This is a genomic window from Lacihabitans sp. CCS-44 (assembly GCF_024343735.1).
Taxonomy (GTDB): domain Bacteria; phylum Bacteroidota; class Bacteroidia; order Cytophagales; family Spirosomataceae; genus Leadbetterella.
This window is the reverse complement of record NZ_RJUE01000061.1, coordinates 295,892-314,673: the sequence shown is the minus strand read 5'-3', so window position 1 is coordinate 314,673 and position 18,782 is coordinate 295,892. Positions and strand designations below refer to the sequence as shown.

Sequence of the window (18,782 nt, the reverse complement as noted above, 5' to 3'; positions counted from 1 at the left end):
TTATAACTAACAAAATATAGCTATGACCTATTCTGAATTATTGCAAAGCAAAGAATGGTCTTTCAAAAGACAAGAGATTTTAGCAAGAGATAAAATGGTATGTCAAAATTGTAAAAATCAAAAACACCTAAATCAATTTTATTTATCATCTATTGGATTGTCATTTTACAAAGAAAAAATTATTATTACAGGATACTCATATTTGTTGAAACAAGATTTACGGCATTTTTCAAATGAACTTAATTTCAAAGATTTCATTCAATTAATTTCAACCAACAAGAATCATAGAACTTTGGCATTATTCTCCTTCAGTCCAGAAAATAAATACCAAAATTTAATAGCTTTTTTAGATGTTCCAAAATTTCAAAACTCTGAGGATATTGAGCTATTAAGGAATAAAATGCCTTTTTCGGTCATAAACGATGAATTTAGAATCGCACAAAATAAGTATGAAGTAGAGTTTGTAAAAGCATGTGACGAAATAGAAATAAAATGGTTAGTTTGTAAAAACCTTCATATACATCATAAATATTATCAAACTGGTAAACAGCCTTGGGAGTATCCAAATGAAGCATTGACAACACTATGCTGGGATTGTCATGAAGACCTACACAAAAATGAAAAAATTCCTCATTTAGATATAAATGGTAAAATAATCGGAACTTTAACCCCTTGCTCAAGATGTTTTGGAGCAGGTTATTTTCCAGAATATAATCATGTTCAAAATGGGGTATGTTTCGAGTGCAGTGGAGCTAAGTACAAAAATTTTATTTAGTCTATTTTCAATTTCATAAACACTTACGACAGAAAGCTAACGAAGTTTCAAATGTTAGTTCTCAAATTACTTCATCGTTCAAAGGTTACTTTCCTTCAAGTTTTTTGGAACGTTTGATAAAGAAAATAATCTTAAAGCATTTTTCTCGAAAACTTTGAGGTTTATACTATTCCATAGTGGCTACTTTTTTTATATCTTTGGGTCGCTCATTTGGTTGGGGACATTTGATTAGCGTTGGCATTCACAGTCCTTTGTCTCAAACGTAAGCAAGCAAGTAAAAGTTTGATAATCAACTAATTAACTCAACACTCGCTCCAAAATCATCTTGCTTGCGAGCGTTGGAAAAATTTTAAAATACACAAAACTTTGAATACTTTAGTTTGTATAGCAATTGATAAATATAATGATGTCAATATTGAAAATCTAAATAATTGCTTTAATGACGTTAATACATTGATGTCACTTTTGAAAAGTAGATACCAATTTGATGATACTTTACTAATCTCAGGAGAAGAACAAACAACAAGAAAAAACCTTTTCAATAAATTAAAAGACATTTTTATTAACGCCATCCCTGAAGATAATATAGTTTTAGTTTTCGCAGGACACGGAGAATTTGATGAATTTATACAAACATCTTATTGGTTACCATCTGATGCTGATCATTCAGATTCGTCAACATGGCTTGGTACAAATGAAGTAATAAATTTTATAAGATCATCTAAGGCTTTCCATATTGCTGTAATTTCGGACTCTTGTTTTTCTGGGGATCTAATGAAAGAAAAAACTCGAGGTGGTGGATTCATTGCTTTTAATAAAAAAAGGTCAAGATTAGCCCTTACTTCTGGAAGCATTGAAAAGGTAAGCGATGGACCTAAAGACGGTAGAAGCCCATTTGCTGATATTTTAATTAAAGAGTTAGAAGACAACCAAAAGCTATCTCTTCCATTTTTTGAAATCTCAAACCTAGTAATTTTAAAATTTGACGATAAAGGAATTCAAACACCCTCATTTGGAACAATCCCAAATTGTGGACATGAAGGAGGAAGTTTCATTTTTAATTTAAAACAAGTAAATCTTAAAGCATCAGACTACATCGTTGAGAATTATTCATTAGATATTAATATAAATCTTCCGATAAAATTTGAGTATAAGTGTACTCTACCATTATTTACAGAAAGTTTGTTCTTTGATAAAAGAAGTATTAATGATAAGATCCAAAGCTCTGCTTTAAAAATTATCAATGAAATTAGAAATGATATTTCAGAGGTTTATTTACAAATGGTAAAAGATAAGCAGAAAAGACATATAGGTTTTGAAATTAGTTATCAAATAGTTGGTATTAATCGTCAGTATTTAAGTATGATTATCGAAGTTTATCATTATTTAGGAGGACCATATCCAAATCTTTACTATTACAATTTAAATTTTCAATATTTACCAGAAAAAGAATTAAAAATATCCGACATATTTTATTATTCAAACATCAAACTTGAAATTAAAAAATTCATAAATGATTATGGGATTAATGAAATCAAAGAGTCACTTTTGCACTATGTGCAATATATGAATGAATCGAATATAATATTTGCACAAAATGATACTACTTTATTCTTGTACTTAAATAATCATTTACCAAAGGTTATCAGTGCAGGAGGGTATTTAGAAATTCCTAAAAATACGCTTAGAATAAAGTGAAAGAATAATGTATGCTACGAAAATAGCTTTGCAGTTTTTAACTCAAAGGCTCGGTCGACTGGACAAAAACGATGTTTTCAAAGGTAAATTCTCATCAAAAATCAAAAGTACAGTCATATCCTACAATAGATTAGCGTTGTATTTGCTCAAATTTCACCTCTATTAACAAATTCTTTTACTTAATTACTTCCTCGCTTTATTGGGGAAGGATGCATATTAGAAAACTCCAACCCCGTAAATTAGGAAGAATTGGAGAAAGTTAATGCATTGGAAGCATTGTATTGATTTTTGAATGGGTTGTCTTGGAAGAAAAATTTGATATTTGAAATAGGCGATGTATATTTCTGAAAATATACATCTCATTATGAAGGATTTAATATGGATTAGAGAGAACTGGGCAATTTTTTTGAGTTTATTTTTTGTTTTCTCTTTGGCAAGCTTTGAAAGTTCCTATGGTTTTTACAAAATATCAATTCTACCTTACATCAATCTTCAAGAGGCTTTGATCTATTTTTTTAGAAGTTTTTTAGATATTGGTTTTTTGACATTGATAGCATTTATTACTTTCTATTTTTTTTTTAATACTCAAAAAATACAAAGAAATAGAGCAACGAAAGTTCAAATTTTTTTAGCTATAATATATCTATTTTATATAATAGTTTCAGGAATCTACCAAAGTGTTGATGTTTATCTTTTTAAAGTTTTTATTAGAGAATTCGATACTTTGGTACTTATAATCCTTGTTATATTTTTTCTTTCTTTTATAGATTCTTCTATGATTTTTAATATCTCAAATACAATATTTAGATATTTCACATGGATTTTGTTATTGTTTTTGGTTTTAGTATTTTCTAATATTTTAAAAATAGAACAATCAAAAAAAGAACAATATATTATAAAATTGGAGAAAGAAGAAATTGTAACAGGTTATGGAAAATATATAATTTATAATTCTCCTTCAATAATAATTATTCATAATAACAGTGATAATACCAATACGGTTATCCCAAAGAGTGAAATAAAATCATTAATCGATTGTAATTATAGATTTCCAAAGAACTGAATTTAATTGTAGTATATAATTATATTTATTAGCAATTTATTAAATCCTTAATTGATCCGCTCTTCGAGTTGTTCCGCAAGACAATCTCGAAGCTAGATAAAGAGAATTTAAATCCAAACAAACATCTTAACCCTGAAGAATTACACAAAAAGACAACCATGATAAGAGTTTCATGAACCTTTTCCAATCACAACCATTTATTTCAAAAGTTTGAGGAGATTCTTTTTAAAACCCAAGAATTCTCGTACACCATATCCATAGAAAATATCCAGCCATTGGTAGATTAAATGATATGATTGGTAGAATGTTGATTATCAAGTACTAAACCTTTGGATATTCCTATGGTCAAAGAAGCAAATAATCAATTAAAAACAATTACATCATGAAAAAGTTAGCAACATCATTCGTTATCGCTTTAGGTTTAAGTTTTATCAGTTTGGGTTCTTTCGCAGCTGAAGGAGAAAAAGCTTCAAACACATCAATTTCAGAAAACCCATGGGAGGTCTTCAAAGAGGTAGTTTATACTTACAAAACTTCCAACGTAGATTTTATGTATAAATCAGAAGCCGAGCAAGCCGCTTTTTTATCAGCAGCTGCTGAGATGAAAGATAAGATTTCTAATAATCCAGACTTTCGTACTGAAGAAAAAATTAAGAGAATTGACCAAGCAGTTACCGTTTTCAAATATTTGTGGGAAATCAAAGAGGATATTCAACTTGGAAGTGAGGAATTGGAATTGATTGAGATTCCTGAAATTATCTAAATGAATATAAAGTGTTGAAAAAGCGGACAGAGAACTAGAGTTCCCTGTCCGCTTTTGTTTATAACCGACACGAAAACAATTAGTTACAAAAAATAAATCTTAAAAAACTCTTGCTTTATTCCTAATATTTACTAGTTTTGTTTAGCTCTATCTCCGAATATCCTGAATTTAAGGATATAAAAATATTCAATTTTAAGTCTACACAGGGAGAACTTCAAAGATTATCGTTTTTACTTTAAAATCATTATCGTAAAAATATTCGTGGGAGTTTATTAAACATTTCAGTATAAAACAGATGATTGTTGCACTTTTAAACAATATATCCGATGAATCGAATTTGGGTAGTTCTAATTTTGGTAACCTTCTTTTTGCCATCTTGTAAAACTGGTTTTAGTAAAAAAGAAAACAACATGAATAAAGAAACAAAAAATAGTGAGGAGAGTCTTACACTTGCTGCGGTGGAAAGGTTCAATGTGGCTTTTAACCGCCACGATGTTGATGCCGTGATGGATGCCATGACATCCGATTGCATCTTTGAAAATACAAATCCGCAACCCGATGGAACCAGATTGGTGGGGGCTGAAGCGGTAGGGGCGTATTGGAAAAAGTTCTTTACGTCTAACCCAGATGCTTTTTTTGAGGCTGAAGATACATTTGCAAGTGGCGACCGCTGTGTGGTGAGGTGGATTTACCGCAAAACTAAAGATGGAAAACCTTGGCATTTGAGGGGAGTGGACGTTTTTAAAGTACGCGACGGAAAAGTAGCTGAAAAGCTAGCCTATGTAAAAGGCTGATTATTCACACTTTCTCTACTCTTTTGTCAATTATGAAATAAAATGCTTTATCTTTAGAAGGATTTTTTGTGAGATTTGCCAGTGTTTTTGAAGGGTTAACCTTCAGTTACCAAGCATTTCGATTTTTTCTATATTCAACCTGACCCTACAAATGAACAAGATTTTAAAAAAAATACTAGTTATTTTTATTATTTTTTTTGCCGCTATCCTGATTTTTGGACTACTACTTGCCTACCTTCCTTCCAAGTCAAAAACCAACCACATTGGAATTTCGCAAGAGCGAGCCGCACTTATGCGGTCAAATTATAGAGACAGCCATCATCTAATAACTACTTCAGATGGTGAAACACTATTTTTAAGAAGATGGAATCCCGACTCTTCGGTTGAAATAAAAAAAGACGTGGCCGTATTGATTTTGCATGGAATAACCGCCCACAGTGGAGCTTATGACATGGGCGGTAGGCCTATTTCAGCAGGTGGTTATACCACATTTGGCTTGGATTATCGAGGTCATGGTCTTTCGGGAGGAAACAGAGGCGACAGCCCAGGAAAAGATAGATGGATTGAAGATATGGCGGAATCCGTTAGATATATCAAAACTCTCGGATACTCCAAAGTTGTTGTTTTGGGTCATAGCTTAGGAGTTGCGTCAGCTATCTGTGTCGCCAATGCCGTTCCAAATGAAATTGCAGGACTTATTTTACTCTCGGGTGCTTATGAAGGCCGAAAAGGCGTATCCACACCTCCAACCTTGTTAGAAAAATCTAAGGCTTTGGCAAGTTCTGTTTTCCGTCCAGACTACCAAGCAGTGGAGTATTATAGAAAAGGAATGACTGTAACTAAAGATTCCTTATTTAACATGAGATACACTCTTCGCTTCTTAACCATGCTGAATGTCAAAGAATTACGATTGCCAAAGACCTTGAATATTCCTGTATTGGTGGGCATTGGTGATGAAGATGAATTGTTTACTATAGATAAGGTAAAAGAATTCTATGACCTTGTGCCAGGCAACAAAAAAGAATTTTTAGTGATGAAAAACACCACGCATGCTAAAATACCAGTGGAAAGTTGGAATGAATTGGTAGTTTGGCTAAACAAAACCTATTAATCTTAAATAAAAATGGAACCCGAAACTGACGTTCGAAAGTCTTGGTATGTGGTGGGCATATTGACCTTGGCGTATGTGTCCTCATTTATTGATAGACAAATTCTTTCCCTTTTAGTAGAGCCTATCAAGCGAGATTTACAAATTTCTGATACACAAATCAGTCTTTTAATGGGCTTGTCGTTTGGGATATTTTATACGCTATTGGGCATACCCATTGCGAGATTAGCTGATCTAAAAAGTAGAAAACATATTGTGGCTTGGGGAATTGGCCTTTGGTCGCTTATGACGACAGTTTGTGGTATGGTGGGTAATTTCACACAACTATTTTTGGCTAGAATGGGCGTGGGAGTGGGCGAAGCAGCCCTCTCGCCAGCAGCATATTCTATGATTGCTGATCTTTTTCCAAAAAGCAAATTGGCGATGGCCAACAGCGTTTACAATATGGGAATTTTTATAGGTTCGGGTTTGGCATTTTTGATTGGCGGATTTGTGGTAAACATGGTAAAAGTGCAGGAACTATGGCATATTCCTATTGTTGGAGAACTTTTTCCTTGGCAAGTAGTTTTCTTTTTTGTAGGACTACCAGGGCTTTTGATAGTGTTTTTGATTTCAAGAATAAAAGAACCAATACGAAAAGGGGAGGAGATAGAAAAAGCAAGCCTGGCTCAGACGTGGACGTTTATTTTAAAAAATGCCAAAACCTATATCAACATAAATCTTGGCCTTGGTTTTCTTACCTTGGTAAATTACGCCAATGCGGCTTGGATTCCTTCGTTTTTCGTAAGAACTTATGGTTGGTCAGCCTCAAAAGCTGGGGCAATTTATGGTTTAATTGTCGTTATTTTTTGTACCTCTGGATTGTGGTTTGGTGGTAAATTGGCCGATAGTTTAACAAAAAAAGGGTATACAGACGGACGTTTGAGAGCTTGTGTTTATCTTATTGCAGGACTTTTAGTAACAAGTTGGATATTTCCGATTATGCCAAACGGAACCTTGGCAGCTTTGGCCATTATTCCAGTGGCCTTCTTCTCTGCCTCCCCACTTGGAGCAGGTACTGCGGCTATTTCGGGTATAACACCAAACAGAATGCGAGCCATGACATCGGCACTTTATCTGTTTATGGTCAATATGATAGGTCTGGTATTTGGTCCACTATCGGTAGCCCTATTGACAGACAAATACTTTAATGATACAAGTATGATTCGCTACTCGATATTGATCGTAATGCTCATCGGAATCGGTTTGGCTCTAATATTTATGCTTCTATCATTAAAGCCATACCGAAAAATGTATGATAAGTCTTTGCACATGGAGAAATAAAACGTATAATATATTCGATAAACCTTTATCAAATTCTTCGAATTTCGCTGCGTATTTGATTCTCCTTTAAAAATGCAGCTATTTCCCCTTATTTCTGATTACCAGAATTAAACTTACTACTATTTCTAACCTGCATTAAAAAAAGAAAGACGTTCTCGACAAAAACTATACCATATAATAATTTTAATAGCTTTCTAAGTAAGATTTCAGCAAAAAGGCCTTGAAAGACCGAGTAATACTACTAATATTGAAACTCGAAAGAGAAATATTTTGATTTTTTTTCCAAAATTTGGAATTTCCAGATCCCCAAAAGTAAAATTTATTTCATTACAAAAATTATTGGCTCTTAGAGCACAGATAACTTATGAAAAGAATAATTACTTTTACTATGTGCGTTTATTTCTTATCAAACTATTTTGTAAACGCCCAAACTTGCAATTGTAGTAGAACCATTACCACAAGTGGGATTTATAATGGTGTAGCAATGAATGTTCAACCCGGTGAGGTTATTTGTATTCAAGCTGGTGACTATTCGCTTCTCAGATTCATAAATTTTGTTGGCACGGAGAATCAACCAATTATATTTAAAAATTGCGGTGGAAAAGTGACCATTTCGCATAATCAATATTATGGTGCATTAGATTTTTTAAGCTCAAAATACTTTAAAATCACAGGTACTGGCAGCCCTGACTTTCAATATGGCATTTTCATCTCCTCCACTGGCCAAAATGCCAGTGGACTTTCGGTGGCGGGATTAAGCAGTAATTGTGAAATTGATCATTTAGAAATACAAAATACGGGCTTTGCTGGTATGCTCATTAAAACCGATCCTAACTGCGATTCAAATACTTGGCGGACCAATTTTACCATGAGAAAGGTTTTTATTCATCACAACTACATTCATAATACGGGAGGCGAAGGCATGTATGTAGGTAGCAGTTTTTTTAATGGAAAAACGATCTCTTGTGATGGTCAAAACATGACTGTATTTCCGCATTTGATAGAAGAATTAAAAATATATGACAACATCATAGAAAATACTGGTGCGGATGGGATACAATATTCTTGTTCACCCCAAGCTGAGGTTTATAACAACGTAGTAAATTCCTATGGAATTTCGCCTTTTGAAGTTTATCAAAATAATGGCATACAAGCTGGAGCAAGCGGCGGCAAATGCTATGGAAATAAAATTACTAATGGCTCAGGAAATGGCATAATAATTACTCAACCTACTGATAATGTATCTATTTATAATAATTTGGTGGTTAATTCAGGTAAAAATAGCTTATTTGGTGACGACCGTACAACAACAAATATAAACTTTTTGATTGCAAATAATACTTTCATAAAGTCGGGGCAAGAAAATATAAAACTATATGGAAATACAAGTACCAAAAGCATTTATAATAATATTTTGGTTGAACCTTTTACCAGTGGAAACTACATAGCTTATGGTACAAGTGCACAAGGAGATGAAAAAAATAACTTAAAAATATCTACCACAGGAGGTGCTTTTTTTAAGAGTTCTTCCGATTTTCATTCTACTATCAATTCTCCTGCTATAAATGCTGGCTACGACATTTCGTCCTTAAATATTTCAAAGGATTTAGAGGGTAATCTTCGGCCAAATGGTGGTCGATATGATATCGGAGCTTATGAATCTCTCGTAAATCCTCCTGTCTTAGACGCTCTTTCCAATAAAATATTGTCAGCGGGGAGTACACTTAGTTTTGATATTTCAGCTACAGATCCCGATGGGGATATTCCAACATTTAGTGTATTGAATCTACCCTCATTTGCCAATTTAATAGACAATGGAAACGGTACAGCCACTTTTTTAGCAATTCCACAGCCTCAAAATCAAACATTTGAAGTAACTTTTGTAGCTTCTGACACTTCAGGAGGCGTGAGTTCCAAGACCATTCAAATTATTCTTTATGCCTCCGTTCCAACTAACCAACAAAGTCTATTTAGAATTAATGCTGGCGGTGAAACTGTGAGTACTGCAAACGGCGATTTTATGGAGGACACCTCTACCAATCCATCAACCTTCTCAAATGTAGTTGCAGCCGCAAGTGTAACTGGCACAAGTGTCTTAATAACGAATCAGACAGGTTTACCAAATCAAATTTTTCAAAATTTCAGACGCGATAGCCAGTCTGGAGACGATATGCGTTGGAGTTTTCCAGTTTTCTATGACCCAAGCTGGTATAAAGTAAATTTGTATTTCATTGAAACTGTAAGTTCGGCCAATAGAGTATTTAATATTAATATTGAAGGCAATACCGTAGCTACAAATTTCAACATTTTGGCGGAAGCTGGTGCTAAAAATGCTCTGAAAAAAACCTACAATGTTTATGTATCTGATGCCAATTTAAACTTACAGCTTCAACGCCAGCTAGATAATCCATTAATTTCTGCCATCGAAATCATTTCTTTAGGAATAAATAATCCAGGGGCAAGGCTTAACTATTCTAATCAAACTGAAATAGAAGAAAATCAACTAGAAATGTCCGTTTACCCTAATCCTGCAAAAGATTTCCTTAAAATAAACTTCAGGAATTTAGAAAAGAAAACAGAAAAGGATCGGCTGTTGTTGGTAAATAACCAAGGACAAACGGTTTGGGAAACTAGCCTTTCAAATAATGATTCTTTCTTGCAAATACCTATCAATCAACTTAGTGGAGGGTTGTATGAAGTTGTTTTGAATAATTCTGGAAAAATATCGACGAAAAAATTTGTTAAAAACTGAATCAAAAAAAACTTATTTCAATCGTCGGGACCTAATCATATTAAGATTTGACTAAAAAACTATTGGCTTAAACTGAATATCTACTCTTCGATTTCTGGCTCGACCTTCCCATGTACTGTTGTCATAAGAAGGAGCATCAAATGCGAAATCTTTGAATCTGATTTTTTCTTGTGGTATGTCAAAACCTTTAAGCAAATCTATGGCGGATTGACTACGCATACGGCTGAGATATTCGTTAAACTCTCTTCCTCCAATGGGATCGGTATGGCTCATGATATTTATCTCATAATATTCGAGATTTTTAATACTTTTTACCAAATCTGACAACTGCTGAGCTTGATTTCTGTCTATCATGTAACTTCCACCACCAAAATAGATACTTTTAACTATCTCCTTCATTTCTTGGCTGAAAGAGCTGCTCCATGAAAAAATCAGAAATACCAAGAAAGTTTTCATTTACCAATCGTTTTACCAAATTTAACAAAAAGAAATAAATACTATATATATTTTATTGATTTTCATTTACTTGTAAAAAGCAAAGCAGTATTCAATTTACAATCTCGTTCTTCAGAAGCTCTGAATGAGACCTGCTGATTCTGTGACCAGCCTCAGGAATAAAAATGTACTTTCTACTAGAATTCTCACCTAATTTGCGTTTGGCATATTCAAAATTTTCAGGAGAAACCACCCAATCCTTTCCACCATACATAACAATTGTAGGAATTGGTATATTAGCCCAAATGGACTCAATACCTCTCAACTCTTTGATATGATCATATTTTTCATCAGTTGCAGTCACAAATCTATTTGGAATAAACCATCTCAAAACTGGCCATTTGCCATATTTTGAAAACTTAAAGAACTTCTCAGATTCTGGGTCTATAGCCGGAGCCATCATGATGAGTTTGGCGTATTTTTCAGGATTTTTGGCAACCATAAAAGCTCCTATTGGAGCTCCATAGCTTCGACTGACAATTATAGGCTTTTTATTAGATTTATTAAGCTCCAAAGTCTTCTCCAACAATTCGGCCTGCTTTTCTATAGACACTTTCTTATGCTTTTTCTTGTAGTAGGAAAAACCATATCCAGGCCTATCTGAGGCCAACAAGTGGTATTTAGAATGATAAGAAGTGTCATCTAGCTGTTTTCTAAATCCTTCCCAACGACCAGGAGCACCATGAATAAAAATGATAGGTTGTAGCGTATCTTGGCCAAATGTGGCTGTAAAAAGCTTATAATCTGAGCTTTTTTGAATTTTATAATTGGGCTTAAAACTCAAGGTGTCGTAATGCTTTTTGATCTCTTTTTCTGTAACAATGTATTTTTTGAAACAGGAATTCAAGGTCATTGCAAAACCCAAAATAAACCATAATAAAATTCTATATTGGTGATTTGCCAAAACTATTAAAGTTCGTAGTATTTTTTGATATATTTTTCCTCCATTTCTCTCATGAGTTTTACATCTTTGGGCTTTTTGTCTAAAAAACCACATAGGTGTAATACTCCATGAGCCATAACCCTAGTTAGTTCGGTTTCAAAATCCACTTCAAATTTCTTCGCATTTTCAGTAATTCTTTCGACACTTACGAAAATATCACCTTCTATGTGGTTTTCATCTTCTGAATTGTCAAAAGTTATAATATCGGTGTAAGTGTCATGATTGAGATACTCCAAATTTATTTTATGGAGACCTTCATCATCCAAAAAAATGTAATTCAGTTCGCCCAATTTAAAGCCTTGATCTTTTACAAGCTCTTTCAACCAAGATTTCCTTTTTCTAATATCAGATAACTTAAATCCATCTAACTCAATATTAAAATTGATCATATATAAAGCTTAAAAACGTATAAATAAAGTCCCCCGATACTAACTCCAGTTAAGAACCCCAAAATAACCTCAATAGTTTTATGCCTCGACAAAGCCAGTCTGGACCATGCATTGACAAATCCAAATCCAAAAAGAAACAAACTTATTTGTGGATTAATTGGAAAAAATATAAGAGAAAACAAAAAATTATAACTCGTATGCATAGAAACTTTGATTCTTTTGTTGATCAAAAAGCTACTAAGCGAATGTAACAAAAAAGCGGTTACTAAAAGTTTGCCTTTCAAATCAAAATTGAAAATGTAAAATACCAAGTTCAAGATTAGAAAAACACTAATCAAGACTTTGTAAACACCGTCTCTTTTGGTTCGATCTGAAACATCATAATCGGCAAAACGCTTTCTTCTAACATTGTAGCCGATATAAATTGCCATTGGAACCACCACAGAAAGCACAAATATCAATGGAAGGTTTCTTTGACTTTGGTTATTTTTTTCAAAGAAATAGAGGTATAAACCAAAAAATAAAGCAATTGAAAGCGGATTGCCAACGGTAGAAATAATCTTTGCGAGTCTCTTCAAAATTTTCTTTAAGGTAATGTTGTCCAAAAATATACATATTTTTGCAATTGAAATAAAAAAGTTTTAAATGAAGATAGCAGCCATTGATATTGGTTCTAATGCAGCCAGAATGCAAATTTCATCTGTTTTGAATGATGAAGGTAGGATTTCATTCAAGAAAATAGAATATGTGAGGTTTGCTTTGAGGTTAGGTCATGATGTTTTTTCATCAGGAAAAATACACTACGAAAGTGAAGCCCGAATTAAAAAACTCTTGACAGTCTACAAGCTTTTGATGGAACTGCACGAGGTAGATGCCTATTTGATATGTGCAACGTCGGCACTTAGAGAAGCCGAAAATGGGCTAAATATCTGCGAAAGGGTAAAGTTAGAGTTGGGAATGACGATAAACCTTATTTCAGGAGAAAAAGAAGCTGAAATGATTAATAATGTCATCGTACATGAACTCGAGGACAACAAAACTTATCTTCATATAGACGTGGGCGGTGGCAGTACCGAGCTTAATCTTTACAACGGAAAGGTAAAAGAAACCTCTCAGTCATTTAAAATTGGTTCGGTAAGATTAATGGAGGGAAAAGTGACCAAAGATGTTTGGAAAAAGATGCACAATTGGATTCAAGAGCATGTCCACAATCGCCCCGAGATAATTTCTATAGGAACTGGAGGCAATATTTCTAAACTGTTTGAGTTCTTGGAAAAGGACGAAAACGGCCTTGCTGATATTCAAAGATTGGAAGAAGCTCAAAAGTATTTAAGCCAGTTTACTATGGAAGAAAAAATAAATAAGCTTAAAATGAATCCAGACCGGGCTGATGTAATCGAATATGCAAGTGAAATTTATTTTTCAGCCATGAAATGGGCCAAATCAACAAAAATGTTTGTGCCTGATTTGGGCCTGAAAGACGGAATAATGCTGGAAGTTTACCAGAACTTAAAATCTTAAGATGAAAAAAACCTTGCCATTTTTTCTTTTTTCAGCCCTATTCTTTGCGGTTGGCCCTTTGATTGGTCAAACCTTCTTTAAGTTTTCGGGAAATATCAAAAATTACACCGAACCGACCATATCTTTCACGGTTTATAGAAACTGGGTAGAAAATCCGCTTGAATTAGAACTGAAAGTCGACAAAAAAGGCAGTTTTTATGCCGAAATCGCTCTCGACGAAATTGCCTATTGTGACATCAACATCGGGGATGTTGGTTATTTTCTTTGGAAAATAGAACCCAACGATAACATCATTTTGACCGCTGATTTTCAGGATTTTGAGAATACTTTGAAGTTTGAAGGCATTGGCTCCGACAAATGGGCCTATTTAATTGAACAGAAAAAGAAATTTGAAGAGGAGAAAGATTGGGATTATGAACTGGAAAAGCTGAAGAAAATATCGAGAAAAGGCTTTTTTGACTTGACAAAATACCTATATGATGAGCAAATCAATTTGTTAAATACCTACAAGTCAAGAATTTCAGAAGACTTTTATTCTTTACAAAGGGCTGATATCTACGGAAAATACAGTTTTCATGAACTCAGTTTTTTGAATTTTCACAAAATTTTTAATGAAGCCGAGTTCGCTCGATTTGATTTAAAAACCTTTCAAGCCAAAACCCAAAACAAATCCTATGAATATGGGCATTTTGTAGAGGCTCTTATTGAAAACCACAATAAAATTGGTCAAAAATATAGTCAGTCGATAATGTTAGAATATGAATCTGTCAAAAGCTATTTTACTGAGAAAGATTTGGTAGATAAGCAATTGATAGAGAGAATATTGGCAATAAAAATTCTTAACTATTTGGACAATTTTGGAGCGAGCGAAGAAACAAAACTTTTGGTGGCCTCTTTCAGAGAATTCTCTAAAAACAAAGTTTACACGGCTGTTTTAATAGAAAAACTGAGTAAACTGCAGAATCTCCAAAATGGTAGAGAGGCAAAATCTTTTATTTTACCAGACGAAAAAGGTAACTTGATTTCTCTGAAAGATTTCCGTGGAAAAAATGTCCTTTTGGGCTTTTATGCAAGCTGGTGTGGTCCATGTCTAGAAGATTTCAAAAATCTGAGTATTGTTGAGAATTTCTTCAAAGAGCAAAATAATCTTGTATTTGTTTTCATAAATATGGATAACTATGGAGACTTTAAAAAATTATTAATTGAGAAGAAACCACTGGGAAAACACTTAAACGGAATTGATAATCCTGAGCTTAGGAAAGAGTACAATACTGAATTATTACCAAATTATATATTAATTGATAAAACTGGCACAATTATTTCTGATAAAGTAGAAGAGCCTTCAAGTGACGAAGGCAGAGCCTTAATTCAGCAAATTGAACGGTTAATCAAATGAAAAACCTGCTTTGTGTTTTAGTAATGTGCTTATTTTTTATTTCGTGTAAAAAAAGAAATACATATTCTAGCAACCACATCAACAAGATATTGGTAAACAAATGCCAAGATTATTTGGGTACACCCTACAAATTTGGCGGCACTACAAAAGAAGGTATGGACTGCTCAGGATTGATCTTTGTCGCATTTAAAGAACTTGGAGAAGACATTCCACGCGTTTCTTACAAACAAGCTGATCATTTTGAGGAGATTCCCAAAGATGAAATTAAAATTGGAGATTTGGTCTATTTCAAGGTAAATAGCGAAAGAATTAACCACACAGGTATCATAACTCGCATTGAAAATCGCGAAGAAATATTTTTCTTACACGCTTCTACATCTAGCGGGGTCAGAGAAGACAATTTGCTTTCTAAATATTGGAAGTCTAAATTTGTGAAGGTCACTAGACCACAGATTTAATTTCTGCGTTATAAAAGTAAATCTTGTTTGGCGTATGCTTAAATATCTCACTTTAGGTATCATTTTTTTATATTGTTTAGAAATATCTGGCCAATCTCAGTATTTTGGGCAAAATAAGCCTCGAAATAAAAGTAATAATTTTAAAGTTTTACAAAGCACACACTTTCAGCTCTACAATTATTTGGATGACACCGAAAAAGCCAAAGAATTTGTCAGAAGCAGCGAATATTGGTATAAACTTCACCAAGAAGTATTTAAGCTTGCTTTTATAAAACCAAATCCAATAATTCTTTATAACACCCACCCTGATTTTCAGGAAACGACCACCATCGGAGGAGACATAGGTGAGGGAACCGGAGGAGTTACAGAAGGACTAAGAACTCGGGTAGTTATGCCGCTCATGTTTACCAAACGCCAAACAGATCATGTATTGGGACACGAATTGGTTCATGCTTTTCAATATCAAACCATGACCTATGGCAGCGATTCTACTACATTGGCCAATATTCAAAATCTTCCTTTATTTATGGTGGAAGGTCTTGCTGAGTATATGTCTATTGGCCGAAAAGACCCTCACACAAGTATGTGGATGCGTGACGCAGTCTTGAATGACGATATTCCTAGAATTAAGGATTTAGTCAGCAAGCAATATAAGTATTTTCCCTACCGCTGGGGACAAGTTTTCTGGGCTTATGTTACGGCAAATTATGGTGACGATATTATTCGCCCATTGTTCAAAGAAACAGCTATTTATGGCTTGGAAAAGGCTTTTATTAGGTCATTTAAAATGGATTCAGAGACTTTCTCCACAAAATTCAGGAATGACATTCTACTATATTATAATCGCCAAAAAGAAGGAAAGGAAACTGAAATAAGGGGAAAAGTATTGGGAGCTTCCAAAAAAGGCGAAGACATGAATATTTCTCCCGCCATCAGTCCAGATGGAAAATACTTGGCGTACATTTCATCGAAAAATGTAATTTCTCTGGATATTTTTATTGCAGATGCCTCAAATGGAAAAACCATTAGAAAGATAGAAAGTACATCTTTTGGGGCTCATGTGGACTCTTATAGTTTTATTGAAACTTCAGGAACTTGGTCGCCCGATAGTAGAAAATTTGCCATTGTAATTCAATCGAAAGGGAAGAACAAACTTTTGGTGATTGATATTATAAATGGTGAAAAAAGAGAATATCAGCCCACTTCAGTAGATGCATTTTCAAATCCTGCTTGGTCGCCTGATGGTACTCAAATCTTGTTTTCAGGTCTAAAAGAAGGGATTTCCGATATTTACAGTTTTAATTTCCGAACAAAAGAAACTCTCAATCTTACTCAAGATGATTATTCCGACATTCAGCCTATTTGGTCGGCGGATGGCTCAAAAGTCTATTTTGTGAGTGATAGGGGTGGGAATAGTCAAAAATTGGAGAAAGAGAACTTTAGGATTTCTAATTTAGATCTTAATTCAAAGAAAATCAGCACTTTAGCATTGTTTGAGAATACAGACAACATGAATCCTCAGATTTCAGCAGATGGTAATAGTCTGTATTTCATTAGCTCTCCAGACGGTTTTAAGGATTTGTACAAAATTAATCTGACCAATAATTCACTGATTAAATTAACCAATTATTATACTGGAATCAGCGGAATTACGATGTATTCACCCGCGATTTCCGTTGCGTCAAAAAGTGGAGAAATTGCTTACAATTATTTCAACAAAGGAGATTACAACATAATAATTGCCAACGAAACTCACTTTCTCAATCAAGAAGTTGATTTAAAACACAATACAGATGCCAGTTATTTGGTTCCAGGTAAAATATTGATTGGAGCTGATATTGTCAATAATAACTTACAAAATAGAGCTTTCCCAAAAAACCTTGACAATTTAAAGTTTGAAGAAAAAAAATATAAGCCCAATTTCAAGCTAGACTATCTGGCAAATTCGGGCTTAGGAGTCAGTACGAGTAGATTTGGAACTGGAATGGGAGGGGGAATAACCGCATTATTCGGCGATATGCTCAATAATAATCAACTGATGGGAACGGTAGCTTTGAATGGGGAAATTCAAGATTTTGGTGGGCAGTTGTTTTACATGAATCAAAAAAGACCCATTCAATTTGGCATTTCTGCTTCACATATCCCTTATAGTTTTTATGGCGACACCAATTTTAAAATCAAAGATACTTTGGGAACCGCTAATGGTTTAAACTACTATACAGCAGACGTTAATCAAAGAATTGCTAGAATATTTATAGATCAAATTTCAGGTTTTGTTTTAAAACCATTTAGTAAAAGTACCCGTTTGGAGTTTGGTGTTTCTAGCAATTGGTATTCATTTAATTTGAGAGAATATCCTCAATATGGAGAAATTGGTGTAGGCTCTGATGGAAACATTTATGATTTTAACGCCTATCAAAGTGGAAAACCAGTTAAACTCGATGCTAAAGAATTTGGCTACAATAATTTTACTTTGGCTCAAATTTATACGGCTTTAGTAGGTGATAATACCACATTTGGAACTGTGGCCCCGCTTAATGGCTATAGATACAGGTTAGAATTAGCCAAATATTTTGGAACAACCAGCTACAATTCCGTATTGGCAGATTTTAGAAAGTATAACTACATAAAGCCATTTACTTTAGCAACAAGGTTTTTGTATGAAGGAAGGTTAAATACCAAAAATATTGATTTTCTGAATCAAATTAACCCTTTGTATCTCGGATATCCATGGTATATGCACGGTTTTTACGGAAGAGCTCTAACAAAACAACAGGGCTACATTACCCAAGAAAATCTTCAAGGCGAACAAATGGCTGTAGCCAACTTTGAGGTGAGAATTCCTTTTACGGGGCCTAAAAAATTGGCATTAATACCTTTTGACTATATTCCGTCTGACCTAAACATTTTTTTTGATGCTGGTCTTGTTTGGTCAAAACAAAAAAAGATTGGACAATCTTATCCTTATGAATCCTTTGGAAACAATACGATTACTTTCAAGACTTCACCTATATTTACAACAGGCTTAAGCCTAAGAGTCAATGTATTAGGCTATTTGATAGTAGAGCCTTACTTGGCAGTTCCGATATACAATGGGCAAAAGCAACTTGTAATAACAGGATTTAATTTTATGGTTCCTGGCTGGTAAAAGTTTTGTAGTTTGCATACTAGCATATATATTTGTGACTGAAACGGGGATGTAGCTCAGTTGGCTAGAGTGCTTGACTGGCAGTCAAGAGGTCGTGGGTTCGAGCCCCATCTTCTCCACAAAAAAACCTTGAAGGGAAATCCTCCAAGGTTTTAT

General features: G+C 33.9%; 16 protein-coding genes and 1 tRNA gene. 13 read left to right on the top strand and 4 right to left on the bottom strand.

The features are described 5' to 3' along the window. The first annotated feature begins 22 nt into the window (after positions 1–22). The 8 genes from EGI26_RS17735 to EGI26_RS17700 all read left to right on the top strand — a co-directional run bounded on the left by EGI26_RS17735 (position 23) and on the right by EGI26_RS17700 (position 10,276). Complete coding sequence (locus EGI26_RS17735) at positions 23–775, top strand: hypothetical protein (protein WP_255080407.1); 753 nt, start codon at positions 23–25, stop codon at positions 773–775. Positions 776–1,141: 366 nt separating this feature from the next. After that, positions 1,142–2,473 (top strand): caspase family protein, encoded by a 1,332-nt coding sequence (locus EGI26_RS17730; RefSeq protein WP_255080406.1) that lies wholly within the window; start codon positions 1,142–1,144, stop codon positions 2,471–2,473. A gap of 364 nt (positions 2,474–2,837) precedes the next feature. After that, positions 2,838–3,536, top strand: a complete 699-nt coding sequence (locus EGI26_RS17725) for a hypothetical protein (protein WP_255080405.1) — start codon at positions 2,838–2,840, stop codon at positions 3,534–3,536. A gap of 382 nt (positions 3,537–3,918) precedes the next feature. Next, positions 3,919–4,299: a hypothetical protein gene (locus EGI26_RS17720; protein ID WP_255080404.1), complete on the top strand. Its 381-nt coding sequence runs from the start codon at positions 3,919–3,921 to the stop codon at positions 4,297–4,299. A gap of 326 nt (positions 4,300–4,625) precedes the next feature. Beyond that, positions 4,626–5,093, top strand: a complete 468-nt coding sequence (locus tag EGI26_RS17715) for a nuclear transport factor 2 family protein (RefSeq protein WP_255080403.1) — start codon at positions 4,626–4,628, stop codon at positions 5,091–5,093. Positions 5,094–5,244: 151 nt separating this feature from the next. Continuing rightward, positions 5,245–6,204, top strand: coding sequence for an alpha/beta hydrolase (locus EGI26_RS17710; protein WP_255080402.1), 960 nt, complete (start codon positions 5,245–5,247; stop codon positions 6,202–6,204). A 12-nt stretch (positions 6,205–6,216) separates the two neighbouring features. Next, positions 6,217–7,524, top strand: a complete 1,308-nt coding sequence (locus tag EGI26_RS17705; RefSeq protein ID WP_255080401.1) for an MFS transporter — start codon at positions 6,217–6,219, stop codon at positions 7,522–7,524. 364 nt (positions 7,525–7,888) lie between these two features. Next, positions 7,889–10,276, top strand: coding sequence for a malectin domain-containing carbohydrate-binding protein (locus EGI26_RS17700; RefSeq protein ID WP_255080400.1), 2,388 nt, complete (start codon positions 7,889–7,891; stop codon positions 10,274–10,276). Positions 10,277–10,327: 51 nt separating this feature from the next. Here EGI26_RS17700 and EGI26_RS17695 read toward each other — a convergent pair whose 3' ends face one another. From EGI26_RS17695 to EGI26_RS17680, 4 genes are all read right to left on the bottom strand, one after another. Continuing rightward, positions 10,328–10,732 (bottom strand): OmpA family protein, encoded by a 405-nt coding sequence (locus EGI26_RS17695; protein WP_255080399.1) that lies wholly within the window; start codon positions 10,730–10,732, stop codon positions 10,328–10,330. 91 nt (positions 10,733–10,823) lie between these two features. Next, positions 10,824–11,624, bottom strand: coding sequence for an alpha/beta fold hydrolase (locus EGI26_RS17690; RefSeq protein WP_255080398.1), 801 nt, complete (start codon positions 11,622–11,624; stop codon positions 10,824–10,826). Between the two features lie 56 nt (positions 11,625–11,680). Then, positions 11,681–12,103 (bottom strand): rRNA maturation RNase YbeY, encoded by a 423-nt coding sequence (gene ybeY, locus EGI26_RS17685; RefSeq protein ID WP_255080397.1) that lies wholly within the window; start codon positions 12,101–12,103, stop codon positions 11,681–11,683. After that, positions 12,100–12,681 (bottom strand): hypothetical protein, encoded by a 582-nt coding sequence (locus tag EGI26_RS17680; protein WP_255080396.1) that lies wholly within the window; start codon positions 12,679–12,681, stop codon positions 12,100–12,102. The genes ybeY and EGI26_RS17680 overlap by 4 nt, the downstream gene beginning before the upstream one ends. A gap of 67 nt (positions 12,682–12,748) precedes the next feature. On the opposite strand from EGI26_RS17680, the gene EGI26_RS17675 reads away from it, so the two are divergent. The 5 genes from EGI26_RS17675 (at position 12,749) to EGI26_RS17655 (ending at position 18,745) form a co-directional block, all read left to right on the top strand. After that, entirely contained in the window at positions 12,749–13,624 is an 876-nt protein-coding gene (locus tag EGI26_RS17675; protein ID WP_255080395.1) for a Ppx/GppA phosphatase family protein, read from the top strand. Position 13,625: 1 nt separating this feature from the next. Further along, a complete protein-coding gene (locus tag EGI26_RS17670) occupies positions 13,626–15,020 on the top strand; it encodes a TlpA disulfide reductase family protein (RefSeq protein ID WP_255080394.1) in 1,395 nt (464 codons plus the stop codon). Then, entirely contained in the window at positions 15,017–15,478 is a 462-nt protein-coding gene (locus EGI26_RS17665) for a C40 family peptidase (protein WP_255080393.1), read from the top strand. The genes EGI26_RS17670 and EGI26_RS17665 overlap by 4 nt, the downstream gene beginning before the upstream one ends. A gap of 34 nt (positions 15,479–15,512) precedes the next feature. Then, complete coding sequence (locus tag EGI26_RS17660; protein ID WP_255080392.1) at positions 15,513–18,626, top strand: tolB protein precursor; 3,114 nt, start codon at positions 15,513–15,515, stop codon at positions 18,624–18,626. Between the two features lie 45 nt (positions 18,627–18,671). Beyond that, a tRNA-Ala gene (locus tag EGI26_RS17655) sits at positions 18,672–18,745 on the top strand. The last annotated feature ends 37 nt before the right edge of the window (positions 18,746–18,782 follow it).

What these genes read in the sequence shown, in the direction of transcription:
- EGI26_RS17735 (WP_255080407.1), top strand. Translation starts at nt 23, where the DNA reads ATGACCTATTCTGAATTATTGCAAAGCAAAGAATGGTCTTTCAAAAGA.
- EGI26_RS17725 (WP_255080405.1), top strand. Translation starts at nt 2,838, where the DNA reads ATGAAGGATTTAATATGGATTAGAGAGAACTGGGCAATTTTTTTGAGT.
- EGI26_RS17720 (WP_255080404.1), top strand. Translation starts at nt 3,919, where the DNA reads ATGAAAAAGTTAGCAACATCATTCGTTATCGCTTTAGGTTTAAGTTTT.
- EGI26_RS17715 (WP_255080403.1), top strand. Translation starts at nt 4,626, where the DNA reads ATGAATCGAATTTGGGTAGTTCTAATTTTGGTAACCTTCTTTTTGCCA.
- EGI26_RS17710 (WP_255080402.1), top strand. Translation starts at nt 5,245, where the DNA reads ATGAACAAGATTTTAAAAAAAATACTAGTTATTTTTATTATTTTTTTT.
- EGI26_RS17705 (WP_255080401.1), top strand. Translation starts at nt 6,217, where the DNA reads ATGGAACCCGAAACTGACGTTCGAAAGTCTTGGTATGTGGTGGGCATA.
- EGI26_RS17700 (WP_255080400.1), top strand. Translation starts at nt 7,889, where the DNA reads ATGAAAAGAATAATTACTTTTACTATGTGCGTTTATTTCTTATCAAAC.
- EGI26_RS17695 (WP_255080399.1), bottom strand. Translation starts at nt 10,732, where the DNA reads ATGAAAACTTTCTTGGTATTTCTGATTTTTTCATGGAGCAGCTCTTTC.
- EGI26_RS17690 (WP_255080398.1), bottom strand. Translation starts at nt 11,624, where the DNA reads ATGACCTTGAATTCCTGTTTCAAAAAATACATTGTTACAGAAAAAGAG.
- ybeY (WP_255080397.1), bottom strand. Translation starts at nt 12,103, where the DNA reads ATGATCAATTTTAATATTGAGTTAGATGGATTTAAGTTATCTGATATT.
- EGI26_RS17675 (WP_255080395.1), top strand. Translation starts at nt 12,749, where the DNA reads ATGAAGATAGCAGCCATTGATATTGGTTCTAATGCAGCCAGAATGCAA.
- EGI26_RS17670 (WP_255080394.1), top strand. Translation starts at nt 13,626, where the DNA reads ATGAAAAAAACCTTGCCATTTTTTCTTTTTTCAGCCCTATTCTTTGCG.
- EGI26_RS17665 (WP_255080393.1), top strand. Translation starts at nt 15,017, where the DNA reads ATGAAAAACCTGCTTTGTGTTTTAGTAATGTGCTTATTTTTTATTTCG.
- EGI26_RS17660 (WP_255080392.1), top strand. Translation starts at nt 15,513, where the DNA reads ATGCTTAAATATCTCACTTTAGGTATCATTTTTTTATATTGTTTAGAA.